The following is a 12,632-nucleotide window of genomic DNA, read 5'->3' as shown; positions in this document are numbered from 1 at the left end:
TACCTCGCTAAGCTTTAATTAATTCGTGACTGAAAAAGTTTTTAAGGAACGGGTCGTTCGATTTGGTTAATTCTTCGATCGTTCCTTCGTAAGCAATCTTAGCGTCTTTCAAAAAGATTGCCCTGTCGGCTATTATCTCCGCGCAGATCAAATCGTGGGTGACAATAACCGAAGTCATATTGAATTTATTTTGAAGATTGAGAATCAGTTCGCTGATTTCTTTAGATGTAATCGGGTCGAGACCCGTAGTCGGTTCGTCGTAGAGCATAAGTCTCGGGTCGGTAATAATCGAGCGAGCAAGTCCGATTCTCTTTTTCATTCCGCCGGATAATTCCGAAGGCATTTTATCGATTGCATGTTCGAGCGAGACAAGTTCGAGCGTATATTCCACTTTATCGTTAATTTCCTTTTCCGTAAGATTCGGGAAATTTCTTTTGAGCGGAAACGCCAGGTTTTCCCGAACCGTCATCGAATCGTATAGAGCCGCGCTCTGGAATAAAAACCCGATGTTTTTTCTTACTTTGTTCAATTCGTTCAAATCGAGGTTGATAATACTTTTGCCGTCAATAATAATATTTCCGCCGTCGGGATTCAATAAACCGATTATGCATTTCAGCAATACGCTTTTTCCCTGTCCGCTCCTGCCGAATACAACGAGGTTTTCTCCTTTGGAAACTTCGAGCGAGACGTCGTCGAGCACAATAAGTTGCCCGAAACGTTTACTAAGGTTTTCTATTTCAATCATCCGAGCGTCGGCCATAACCACAACGTTATTTTTACCAAAATCATGTCAAATATCAAAATCAAAAGCGAAGCGAGCACTACGGCGGTAGTCGAAGCCCTTCCCACGCCTTCCGTTCCGCCTTCGGTTGTATATCCTTTATACGCGCCTACGATACCCACAATATATCCGAACACAAATGTTTTCGCCACGCCGGGAACGAAGTCGCCGAATTCAATCGACCTTACCACCGAATCGATATAATAACGGAAGTTAATGCTTTCCGTAATAAGAATTGCCAGGTATCCGCCGAAGATTGCAATAACAATTACATATACTGTAAGAATCGGCAGTATCATTGTGGTTGCGATTACGCGGGTTACCACGAGATATTTAAACGGATTAACTCCGGTTACTTCCATGGCGTCGATTTGTTCCGTAACTCTCATCGAACCGAGTTCCGCGCCGATACCGGAACTAACGCGTCCCGCAAAAATCAAAGCCGTTATAACGGGGCCCAATTCCCTTACCACCGAAAGGGCTACCATGCCTGGCAAAAAATCCGAAGCGCCAAACCTCGCCATTACAGGCTGACTCTGCATCGCAAGCACCAATCCGATTATAAATCCGGTCACGCTTACTATGCCGAAAGTTTTTACTCCGAGCTCGTCCATATGCTTTTTGACTTCGGGAATTTCATAGGGAGGCAAAAATGCCTGTTTGAAGAACTCCAGATTGAAAACCGTAAGTCCCGTAATCGTAGCAAAAAAATTATAGACCTTGTCGGAAAAATTTAATTTTCTGCCGTATCTGTGTTTGGGTAGTTTCATTAATAATTAATTATTCCAAATCGCCTTTCCAAAATAGTAAAAGTATTTTATAGTTTAAAAGGGATTAGGGGTTAGGGATTAGGGATTAGGGGGCGCTTGGTTGGGGAGTTCAACGTTCTTCGTTATGGAGCCTGCCTGTAGGTGGGTTCGTGGTTGAGAAGTTTGTTTTTGTACAAAGTTGTATAACGAAGAACTCCGTCACGCCTGTACTTCCGCACGCCCTCGTCTTTGCGAGGAGATCCGAAGAAGACGGAACGACGAAGCAAACTCGAATGAATACTGGTGAGATACTTCCCCCGCCTGCGGCGGTGTCAGTATGACAAATGCCGGATCGAATAGATCTTAGCTATCCAGTAACGCGGGAGAAACAAACTCTGAACAAATCTTTGTCTTTGCGAGGAGTGAGCAAAGCGAGCGACGAAGCAAACTCATCTGAATAGCGGTGAGATTACTTCGTCCCGCCAAAGGCGTGACTCGTAATGACATTACAGACATATGTAAGTCTTTGCGAACGAGCGGAGCGAGTGAAGCAGACTCTGAACATAACTTTGTCTTTGCGAGGAGTCCCGCCAACGGCGGGACGACGAAGCAAACTCATGTGAATATATGAGATTACTTCCTAATGACAAACGACTAAAATCTGTTTTTTTTTAGAAACGACGCATAATACGCTGTCAGTCATTCTCTGATAGATTCAAATCAAATCGAAATATAAATCTTTCCATTCGGGATTTAGCTTGTTAATTAAATCGAGTTTCTTTTTACGCGAACCGGCTTTGATTTGTTTTTCTCTTTTTATTGCGTTGACGGGAGTATCGTGAATTTCATACCAGACAAGTTTTGTGCAGTTGTATCTTTTGGTAAAACCGTTTGTCAATTTGTTTTTATGTTCATAAACTCTTCGTATAAGATTGTTAGTCATCCCTGTATAAAGCGTTGTGTTGTGTTTGTTGGTCATTATATATACATAGTACTGATTCATATCGGAAGCCCTACTGCAACAAAATATAAAATGATTTATTAAAAACTACAAGTGAGATTACTCCGTAATGACAAATGACGGATTGACTAAGTCTTTGCGACCCGCAGTATACGGGGGATTCAAACTCAAATGAATACTAGTGAGATTACTTCGCCCCGCCAGAGGCGTGACTCGTAATGACATTACAGACATAAGTAAGTCTTTGCGACCCCGCAGTATGCGGGGGATTCAAACTCTAAACAAAACTTCGTCTTTGCGAGGAGTCCGGCCAACGGCGGAACGACGAAGCAAACTCGAATGAATGGCGGTGAGATACTTCCCCCGCCTGCGGCGGGGTCAGTATGACAATGTTAAAATCGTTATCCCGTCCTTGCGAGACTGCAGTATGCGGGGGAACAAACTCAAATATAACTTCCGTAATGACTGATACAAAAGAAGTCTCTGAACTCTGCTTTTATAAAAAGATTATTCGGGTTTATTAATTATTCTTTTTAAAAATGTTTTTCGGTGGAGCGGAGTAACGCCGTAAAGTTCGATCGCTTCGAAATGTTCCTTTGTAGGATAGCCTTTATTTTTATGCCAGCCGTATTCCGGATAATAGCAAGAATAATTCTTCATTATCTCGTCGCGCGTTACTTTTGCCAATATCGACGCGGACGCTATTGCAAACGACTTCCTGTCGCCGCCCACAATAGCATTGCATTCGACTGCGGCGTCGAATTTTTTATTGCCGTCAATCAGTATTATATCGGGTTTAACGCTCAGATTTTCAACAGCCGTTTTCATTGCTTTCAGCGCGGCATTAAGAATATTTATTCTGTCGATCTCTTCATGATGAACGATTCCCACTCCGTACGACAAAGCGTTTTTAATAATCCAGTCGAAAAGGAGCGAGCGTTTTTTTTCGCTCAGTTTTTTCGAGTCGTTGATCTCGTCGTTCTTCACATTTGCGTCAAATATCACAGCCGCGGCCACGACCGGACCGGCTAAGGGACCGCGACCCGCTTCGTCAATACCGCAGATTAATTCCGTTCCCTTTTTCAAAAAAGAATTATCGAATTCTTTCAATTTCATATTAGAACTCATTGACGATTCCGAAATGAATTTTGCCTTCTCCGAACGAGTCGCCTTTGCCGAGCGCAAAACTGACGCTCATTATACCGAATGCGGTTTCGAAATTGATTCCCAAACCGTATCCGATTTTATAGTCCGAAAGTTCGTCGCGTTTGAAATAGCCGGCGTCGAAAAACAGGAAAGCGTGGGTTTTATTTGTCAGGAGATATCTGTACTCGATATTCGACCAGAGAATTCTTTTTCCGGCAAATTGATTTTCGATATACCCGCGCAGGGAATTGGCTCCGCCCAGCAAATACATGTCGCTTATTTCAATATTGTCTCCCCTGATTTCACGCGCATGAAAAGCAAGCGCCAACACCTGTAATCGAAATACTTCAAGAAAATAGCCGAAGTCGACTTCGAATTGCTGCAAACTGAAACTTCTGTTTGCGGGCAGGTATTCCGCGGGACCGTTGATTTTTTTTGAATTGAGTTTATACGTATTGGCAAAAATGATTCCGCTCGTAGGAGAATAGATATTGTTTCTTGTATCGATACTCAAATTGACGCCTGTAATCAAAGAAGTCGAATTATAAACCGTAAATCCTTTCACGCTGCGTTCGGTTGGAATTGTGGAACGATGCGCTATCGATACGGAACCGGTTACGTCTTCGGAAGCCATAAAAATCAACTCGCCCGAAAGATTTCTTTGCACGTAAGTCGTATCCTGAATTCTCTGAAACAATCCCGTTCTTAAATTCAAAGGGAAGCCGAACAGCCACGGTTCGAGATATTTTATTTCGAGTTCCTGGGAATTGCGGTTCTCGCTCTGCCAGCGGAAGGAAAGATTTCTTCCCGTGCCGAAAATGTTGCCGAGTCCTATATTGACCAATCCGGTCAGATATCCTTTTTCCGATTCTCTTCCCGGAACGTATCCTATTATTCCGTCGAATTGATTTGTCTGCTTTTCTTTTACTTTTATTCTCAGGACGCCTTCGTTTTTATTATCGATAAAAAATTCCGGTTCTCTCACGCTCTCGAAAAATCTTAATTTCATAAGCCTCGAAGGAATTTTATTAATTTTTTCGCGAGAGTAAATTTCGCCGGTTGATATGCCCGCGCTTCGGATAATAACCATCTCTTTCGTTTTATCATTACCTTCGATTTCCATTCTGTCGATTTTTGCTTTAAGTCCTTTTTCTATTTTTAAATAAATATCCGCAAGATGTTTATCTTCTTTGTCGAAGAAATAAACCGAAGCAATTCTGATTGCAGCGAAAGGATATCCGAGTTCTTCGTAATAATCCAGCAGAAAATTAACGTTCTCCTCGAATTGCTGCGCCGAAAAAATCTCGTTATCGAGCTTGCTCAATATCTCTTTTACAAACGTCGAATCCTCGTTCAAACCATCGGCAATTATATTATTTATGAACGTCGGTTTCCCTTCGTCTATTTCAATCTGAAATTGATTGCCACCGGACTCCCGTATTTTCACATCGGTATGATAATAACCGTAGTAAGAATAAAATTTCTTAATTGAGGAGATTATCGAATCGTCATCGGCTTTTTTAATTCGAGTTTCGAGATTACGCAGTAATGTCTTCGAATCGAATATTTTATTTCCGGTAAAAACGAAATTACTTTCGGACTGAGATACGGCGTTAACTCTTAAAAACAGAAGGAGGAAAAAAATAAATTTAATATTTCGGCGTATCATCGATTATTTTCATTTTCTTTCCAATCTGTTCAATCCGTACCAGCTCGAGTAGACCCGAATATTCTTCGACCGTAACCGCGCTCGTTTCGAGTTTGGAAGCGTTAGCCGAGCCTGCCGCGGTTGCAATGCGAATGAATTCGTCGAAGACCATCGACTTTTCCAGACCGTATGCGATTGCCGCCACAAAAGAATCGCCGCTTCCGGTTGCATCGTAAACGTCAACTTCAGGCGGAGTGATTTTGTAATGGAAATCGAACTTTGCCGCATAAAACGGTTTGTCGCCGTCCGTAATAAAAATAAGTTTAATTCCTTTCGAATAGAGATCGTTCATATAAGCGCGAATCTCTTTTTCGCTTTTCAGCGAAATACCGAGCGACTTTTCTAATTCTTCCCTGTTATTGTGAACTGCCGTTGGCGCGGCATTCAGACAATCCTCGAGATGACTTCCGTATGTATCGAGTATCGAAATCTTGTCGTATTTATGAGCGAGTTCAATTCCATACGGGAAAATCGAATTTGCCGAGTCCGAAGGAGCGCTGCCGGAAAAAACGACTATCGAACAATTTTGAATCATCTTGTCGAGTTTCGATTTGAATTCTTCGGCTTCTTCATAAGTCACGTCGTTGTTCAATCCGAAAAATGTGGTAACCCGTTTATGGTTTTCTTCGATAATCAATTCCGCCGCGCGCGTTTCGGATTTGGTCGATTGAACGGTAAAATTTATTTTTTCGTTTGTCAGAACAGAGCGCAATATTTTGCCGTTGTTTCCTCCTAAAAAAGTAAACGCCGTATTTTGAATTCCGAATTTATTTAACTGCCGGCTGACGTTTATTCCCTTTCCGCCTGCGGCATAAATTTCATTTTTACATCGATGCGATTTGCCCAACTCAACTTCGTCGAAGAATTTTCTTCTTTCGAGCAAAGGATTTAATGTTACCGTAAGAATCATAATCAATTCGCTTTGTTATTCGATACGCTAAAATATCGATATTTCATTAAAGTTTCCTTGAGTTTCACTAATGACAACCGGCAGGGTAATAAAAAGAATTCAAATACACAGAGAACAACGACAGATTTACCTACCAGATATTCTTGTCAACCTGGCAATCTTTCCAATTTGCCAACTTGACAATCTTGCCAATTTGAAATTAAAAACCCTCGCGCCCATACGCTAAAAATCTTCATTCATCCTTTAATTACTCCGGCAGGTTTTAGTTTGGCTACTTTTTTACTGATACCCGCGTTGTGCATTACCTCGACGACTTCAGAAACGTCTTTATAAGCGTCGGGCATTTCTTCTGCAATAGTTTTTCTGCCTTTAGCATGAACGGTAATGCCTTTATTTTTCAATTCGCCGATAATGTCTTTGCCTTTGGCGGATTTCAGAGCTTGATGACGGCTTTGGAGTCTGCCCGCGCCGTGGCATGAACTTCCGAAAGTTTCATGCATGGCTGATTCGGAACCCGCGAGCACAAACGAATAACGTCCCATGTCGCCGGGTATTAAAACCGGTTGTCCGGCTTCCCTGTACTTTTCGGGGATGTAATCGCTGCCCGGCGGAAAAGCTCTGGTTGCTCCTTTACGATGCACGCAAACTTTTTTTAGAATCCTGTCGCCGTCTTTTTCGGTAATTACGTGTTCTTCAATCTTTGCAATATTATGGCATACGTCGTAAACAAGTTCGAATCCCAATTCCCGCTGCGATATCGAAAGAGTTTCGATGAGAGTTTTCTTTGCCAGATGCATTATGATTTGTCTGTTGTTCCATGCAAAATTAGCCGCCGCTTTCATTGCGTTCAAATAATCTTTTCCTTCGACGGATTTTATCGGAGCGCAAGCCAGTTGTTTGTCAGGCAGGTTAAAGCCGAATTTCTTTTCCGAATTTACAAGCAGTTTAAGATAATCGTCGCACACCTGATAACCGAGTCCGCGCGAGCCGGTATGAATAAGTATAACCAGCTGACCTTTGAACAATCCGAATATATCTGCGATTTTTTCGTCGTAAATTTCTTCCACCAGATCGACTTCAAGAAAATGATTGCCCGACCCGAGCGTACCTGCCTGGTCGGCGCCTCTTTCGATTGCCCTGCGGCTCACGGCGTCGGGGTCTGCGCCTTCCAATCTTCCGTTTTCTTCCGTATAGAGCAGGTCGTCTTCCGAACCGAATCCGTTTTCGACCGCCCATCGCGAACCGTTAACCAATATTTTTCTTATTTCTTTTTCGGATAGTTTACGAATAGCGCCGCTCGCTCCGACGCCGGTCGGAATATTCTTGAATAAATTTTCAACAAATTTCGGTATTCTTTTTTCCACATCGTCGAATTTTAAATTCGTGCGCGCCAGTCTGACGCCGCAATTAATATCGTAACCGACTCCACCCGGAGATATTACGCCCGTTTCAATATCCGTAGCCGCCACGCCTCCGATCGGAAAACCGTAACCCCAATGAATGTCCGGCATAGCTATGCTATACATTTGAATACCCGGAAGATGGGCGACGTTTACAACCTGACGTACTGCTTCGTCGCCGCTTATTTGATTCCGCAGCATATTTTCCGTCGCATAGATTCTGCCCGGCACAAGCATTCCATCCCGCGCCGGAATTTCCCATAGATAGTCGTGAATTTTTTCTATTTCATAACCGCTGATTTTCATTTTCCGCCCTTTCTTAATTTTATTCACTCCTTCTGTGAATATACAATTCTTTCGATTCTTCATAAAGAGATGAATTATTCCTCCCAATGAATTATTTTTATGATGAAAATCAAGAAGCAAACGATGGGCGGCGTCAACAAACGCGAGAGAGGAAACCTGGGCGAAGAGATCGCATGCAATTATCTGATTAATAACGGCATGACGGTTATCGACAGAAATTATCATTACGGACACGGCGAAATCGACGTAATTTGTAAAGACGGCGATACAATTGTATTCGTGGAAGTTAAATACCGCAAGTCTTTCAAATACGGAGAACCCGAATTCGCAATAACAAAGAGCAAACAAAGACAAATCCGGAATATTGCCGAAGCCTACCTCTACGAAAAAAAGATTACCGACTGCCCCTGCAGGATTGACGTGATTACTATAGTTCACGAGGCAGGAAAGGAACCTGCGCTTAATCATTACCGGGATGCGTTTTAAGGAAAGCTGTTGACGGTTTAGATGTTGGGGAGTTCTTGGTTTTGGAGTTCAACGTTCTTCGTTTTGGGGTTTTGGAGTTCAACGTTCTTCGTTTTGGTGTTCAGGGTTTGGGAGTTCAATGTTCTTCGTTTTGGAGTTCAAGGTTTGTCATTCAAAGTTATACAACAAAGAACGCCTGCACTTCCGCACGCCCTCGTCTTTGCGAGGAGTCCCGCCAACGGCGGGACGACGAAGCAAACTCTAATGAGTGTATGAGATTACTTCGCCCCGCTTTCAGCGGGACTCGTAATGACGGACGCCGGATTGAACAGGTCTTTGCGAACGAGCGGAGCGAGTGAAGCAAACCCTAAACAAAACACTGTCTTTGCGAGGAGATCCGACGAAGACGGAACGACGAAGCAAACTCAAATGATTACAAATGAGATACTTCCTCCCGCCAAAGGGGGGACTCAGTATGACAATATTCTCTCGTCTTCGCGAGGAGCGAGCAAAGCGAACGACGAAGCAAACTCATATGAATAGCGGTGAGATTACTTCGTAATAACGTTACAGACTTAAATAAATCTTTGCGAGGAGTCCCGCCACCGGCGGGACTCGTAATGACAAATGACGGATCGGATAGGTCTTTGCGAACTAATCCGTTTATTTACTCACCCTCCGTTTAATTGATTTTCCAGATAAAGTTCATAAGCTCCGAGGTCGAGAAATCCGTGTCCCGACAAATTAAACAAAATCGTTTTTGATTCTCCGGTTTCCTTGCATTTCAATGCCTGTTCGACCGCTTCTTTAACGGCATGAGAACTTTCGGGAGCAGGCACTATTCCTTCGGTTTGAGCGAAGATTTGAGCTGCTTTGAAAACTTCGAGTTGTTCGTAAGCAGACGCCGAAATAATGCCCTGATTATAAAGGTGAGATATCGAAGAAGCCATACCGTGATACCTCAATCCGCCAGCGTGAATTTTGGGCGGTATAAAATCGTGACCGAGAGTATACATTTTCAATAAAGGCGTCATGCCCGCTTCGTCGCCGAAATCATAATCGAACTTGCCTTTTGTCAAAGTGGGACACGAGGCGGGTTCGACAGCAATAATTTCGAGATTCTTTCTTTCGCCGCTCAGTTTGTCTTTAATAAACGGGAAGGCGATGCCGGCAAAGTTGCTGCCGCCCCCGGCACATCCGATTACAATATCGGGATAGTCGTCCACCATTTCCATCTGCAATTTTGCTTCCTCTCCGATTACGGTTTGATGCAGCAGAACATGATTCAAAACGCTGCCCAGGCTGTAGTTCGTATCGTCCCTTTGAACGGCGACTTCAACCGCTTCGCTGATTGCAATGCCGAGCGAGCCAGGAGAATCGGGATCGGCTTCCAGTACTTTTCTGCCTGCGTTCGTTAAATTAGTAGGACTCGCGTGAACCGTAGCCCCGAACAATTTCATAAACGTTTTACGATATGGTTTTTGATTATAGCTGACTTTTACCATAAAGACTTCGCATTCCAAACCGAAATGCTTGCACGCCATCGATAGCGCGCTGCCCCATTGACCGGCTCCGGTTTCGGTAACGAGTTTTTTGATTCCGGCTTTTTTGTTGTAATAAGCCTGGGCGTACGAGGTATTTGTTTTGTGGCTTCCCGTTGGATTTGCGCCTTCGTATTTAAAATAAATTTTTGCGGGCGTGTCGAGTTCTTTTTCCAGATTAGCGGCGCGAATTAACGGCGTCGGTCTGCTTATTCTATATAGATCTCTTACTTCGTCGGGAATTTCGATATACCTTTCGGTAGAAACCTCCTGCATAATCAAATCCATCGGAAAGATAGCCGATAAATCTTCCGGACCGGCGGGTTGTTTCGTGGCGGGATTTAACGGCGGGTCCATCGGAACGGGCAAATCCGCAAGAATATTGTAATAATGAGTTGGCATTTTAGATTGTTCGAGAAAAACTATTTTGTTGTCCGACATTTTTTAATAACCTCCGATTTATTAGTGAGAAAAATCTAATCCCGTAAAACAAAAAAGCCGTGAACGGTTCTACCATCCACGGCTTTTCGATTGCAAAATATTTAAAGTCCTAGGACGGCAGAGAGGAATATCTCCACTGCCACCAGAACAAGTTAACTTTAGCGATATTTAATTTTCCGTTCATTTGAATGCAAAGATAAATTTTAAGAATTCAATAGTCAATAAAAATATTCAGTCTTCCCTTATCCCGCTTTCTGGTATTTCTCCGGTTTCAGGATAACGCCCATATTTAGCAGAATAAAGATTGCCGTTTCGGTTTTAGCCAGAGCCATTATATACTCGTCGCTGTCGCTATTGCCGAAGTCGGGCGCGTTTTCGATTTCGGAAGCTTTGACGTCGTAGACCGCTTCGACTTCGTCGACAATCAAACCGACTCTTATCAACAGACCGTCCACTTCGTCTTCTACAATCACGATTCTTGTCTTGTCGTCGTATTCTTTTTCCGGCATATTTAGTTTTAATCTCAAATCGATAACAGGGACAATATTTCCTCTCAAATTAATTACGCCTTTGACATAGGGGGAAGTATTCGGAACGGGAGTAATCGGGATAAGACGAATAATTTCAATTATTTTCAATATTTCAATACCGTAATGCTCTTTGCCTAGCGAGAAACGGAGATATTTACCTTCCATATTCAAGACCGCTTTGGTTTTACTATCTCTTCCATCGGAATCGCTCTTTTCGAGCAGGGCTTTTGCTTTAGAGGCAAGGTCGATTTCGCTTACATAACTTTTTGCCGCCGATTTGTCGCTTTCGCTGCAAACCTGGTCGGCAAAACGCTTGTCCACGAATTTATTCAAATCGATAATCGAGCCGATGCCCATTTTGTCGTGCATATAACGCTGAATAAAATCGAGGTCCTGAACAACCGGATATAAATTGTTGGTTTTAATTCCTTTCGGTTCGGTCAGAACGTTTTTGAGAATCGGCACTTTCAAACCGAGTTCTTTTTTCGGATCGAGAAAATCGACGGCGATTTCCGCTGCCATCGAAGGCTTTTGTTCGATAAACTTGCCGCTATAAACGAGCATTTCAGTAAATTCTTTGACGGCGTCGGGATAATTATTTATCAATTCTTCCTGAAATGCAACAACGCAGCACGGATGATTTTCCCACAGCTCGCTCGACAGGAATTGAAGCTTGGCGATTCCCGATGCGATAGCTTTTGTGCCGAGCGGCTCGGCTACCAGATATCCGCTTGCGTCCGGATTGCCCGCAAGGAATTCCGGCATTTTAATCGGCGCCACCACTTCGAATTCGACGTCGACCCCTTTTTGACCCGTTACCCCCGGATTCAATCCGATATTTCTGAAAAAGATATGACCCAGCATATTATGAATCGACATCGTATGAGGAATGTAGAAAGATTTACCGCGGAAGAAATCGGCGCCGTGACTGTCGTCTCCGCCGGTTTTATTCCTTACGCAACAGCTGCCGTTTTTATGCGCGAATAATACGAGCCGCAGCGGAACTCCGTAATTGTATAAATCCATAGCAAGAGGAGCCAGTATAAACGCGACGTCGGCGGAGCCGTCTTCGAGCGCTTTTGCTACCGTATTCCACGAAGGCATACACTCGGTTTCCAATTCGAAATGTTTGGGATTCAGCTCGCCTTTTTTGATCAAATGTTTCATTACGCCGAGCGTAAGGTGGTCGGTAATTTGAATATGAATAGCCTTAATACGTACTTTACCGCCGCTCGTCAGTCTGGGCTCTTTCTTTTTATTGCCGTTGTCTTCTGTTTTAATTCCGAAGGCTTCGTTTATTTTTTCCTGTAATTCGTCTTTGTTGAAAGGCTTGGAAATAAAACTGCTTACGCCGGCTTCGTTGGCTTTTTCGACTTCCTTTTTTTCGCCTCTGCCAGTAGCCATCAAAAACGGAATGGCAGCCGTCGGCTGATTTCCTCTTACCCACTTCAAAAGCTCGAATCCGTCCATCTCGGGCATATTCCAATCGCTTATTATCAGGTCGATTTCAGGATTATCTTTCAGATATTCTACGGCGTCGACTCCGTTTTCCGCTTCGACTATATTTGTATATCCGAGTGAATTTAAAGTTTTGATTTCCATCTGCCGCATTACGCCGGCGTCTTCTACGAGGAGAATTCTGATATCTTTATCCATATAAACTACCCTAGTTGAGAATTATCCGCATTTACCGA

General features: G+C 43.4%; 11 protein-coding genes. 2 read left to right on the top strand and 9 right to left on the bottom strand.

The genetic code is table 11. The features are described 5' to 3' along the window. Nucleotides 1-7 precede the first annotated feature (7 nt). The 7 genes from ACOYVE_RS03440 to ACOYVE_RS03410 form a co-directional block, all read right to left on the bottom strand. Entirely contained in the window at nt 8-745 is a 738-nt protein-coding gene (locus ACOYVE_RS03440; protein WP_422880767.1) for an ABC transporter ATP-binding protein, read from the bottom strand. Further along, nucleotides 742-1,551, bottom strand: coding sequence for an MlaE family ABC transporter permease (locus ACOYVE_RS03435; RefSeq protein ID WP_014855207.1), 810 nt, complete (start codon nt 1,549-1,551; stop codon nt 742-744). Before ACOYVE_RS03435 ends, ACOYVE_RS03440 begins: the two co-directional genes overlap by 4 nt. A gap of 694 nt (nt 1,552-2,245) precedes the next feature. Next, nucleotides 2,246-2,533: a GIY-YIG nuclease family protein gene (locus ACOYVE_RS03430; protein WP_014855208.1), complete on the bottom strand. Its 288-nt coding sequence runs from the start codon at nt 2,531-2,533 to the stop codon at nt 2,246-2,248. Between the two features lie 465 nt (nt 2,534-2,998). Continuing rightward, the gene (locus tag ACOYVE_RS03425; RefSeq protein ID WP_014855209.1) at nt 2,999-3,619 is read right to left on the bottom strand and encodes a ribonuclease HII; all 621 of its coding nucleotides are present in this window, start codon (nt 3,617-3,619) and stop codon (nt 2,999-3,001) included. Continuing rightward, a complete protein-coding gene (locus ACOYVE_RS03420) occupies nt 3,609-5,306 on the bottom strand; it encodes a BamA/OMP85 family outer membrane protein (RefSeq protein WP_014855210.1) in 1,698 nt (565 codons plus the stop codon). The genes ACOYVE_RS03425 and ACOYVE_RS03420 overlap by 11 nt, the downstream gene beginning before the upstream one ends. Continuing rightward, a complete protein-coding gene (locus ACOYVE_RS03415) occupies nt 5,287-6,255 on the bottom strand; it encodes a 1-phosphofructokinase family hexose kinase (protein WP_014855211.1) in 969 nt (322 codons plus the stop codon). The genes ACOYVE_RS03420 and ACOYVE_RS03415 overlap by 20 nt, the downstream gene beginning before the upstream one ends. 236 nt (nt 6,256-6,491) lie before the next feature. Further along, nucleotides 6,492-7,961 (bottom strand): RtcB family protein, encoded by a 1,470-nt coding sequence (locus ACOYVE_RS03410; RefSeq protein ID WP_041355762.1) that lies wholly within the window; start codon nt 7,959-7,961, stop codon nt 6,492-6,494. 99 nt (nt 7,962-8,060) lie between these two features. Here ACOYVE_RS03410 and ACOYVE_RS03405 point away from each other — a divergent pair, with 99 nt between their 5' ends. Together ACOYVE_RS03405 and ACOYVE_RS03400 are read left to right on the top strand one after the other, a co-directional pair. Next, nucleotides 8,061-8,447: a YraN family protein gene (locus tag ACOYVE_RS03405; protein ID WP_081489437.1), complete on the top strand. Its 387-nt coding sequence runs from the start codon at nt 8,061-8,063 to the stop codon at nt 8,445-8,447. Nucleotides 8,448-8,735: 288 nt separating this feature from the next. Continuing rightward, nucleotides 8,736-8,969 (top strand): hypothetical protein, encoded by a 234-nt coding sequence (locus tag ACOYVE_RS03400; RefSeq protein WP_422880765.1) that lies wholly within the window; start codon nt 8,736-8,738, stop codon nt 8,967-8,969. 128 nt (nt 8,970-9,097) lie between these two features. Here ACOYVE_RS03400 and ACOYVE_RS03395 read toward each other — a convergent pair whose 3' ends face one another. After that, nucleotides 9,098-10,408 (bottom strand): TrpB-like pyridoxal phosphate-dependent enzyme, encoded by a 1,311-nt coding sequence (locus tag ACOYVE_RS03395; protein WP_014855214.1) that lies wholly within the window; start codon nt 10,406-10,408, stop codon nt 9,098-9,100. Nucleotides 10,409-10,650: 242 nt separating this feature from the next. Beyond that, nucleotides 10,651-12,594: a chemotaxis protein CheW gene (locus ACOYVE_RS03390; protein WP_014855225.1), complete on the bottom strand. Its 1,944-nt coding sequence runs from the start codon at nt 12,592-12,594 to the stop codon at nt 10,651-10,653. Between the last annotated feature and the right edge of the window lie 38 nt (nt 12,595-12,632).

The organism is Melioribacter sp. (assembly GCF_049325435.1).
Classification (GTDB): domain Bacteria; phylum Bacteroidota; class Ignavibacteria; order Ignavibacteriales; family Melioribacteraceae; genus Melioribacter; species Melioribacter roseus.
Note: the sequence above shows the minus strand (reverse complement) of the source record. Positions and strands in the feature narration are given on the sequence as shown.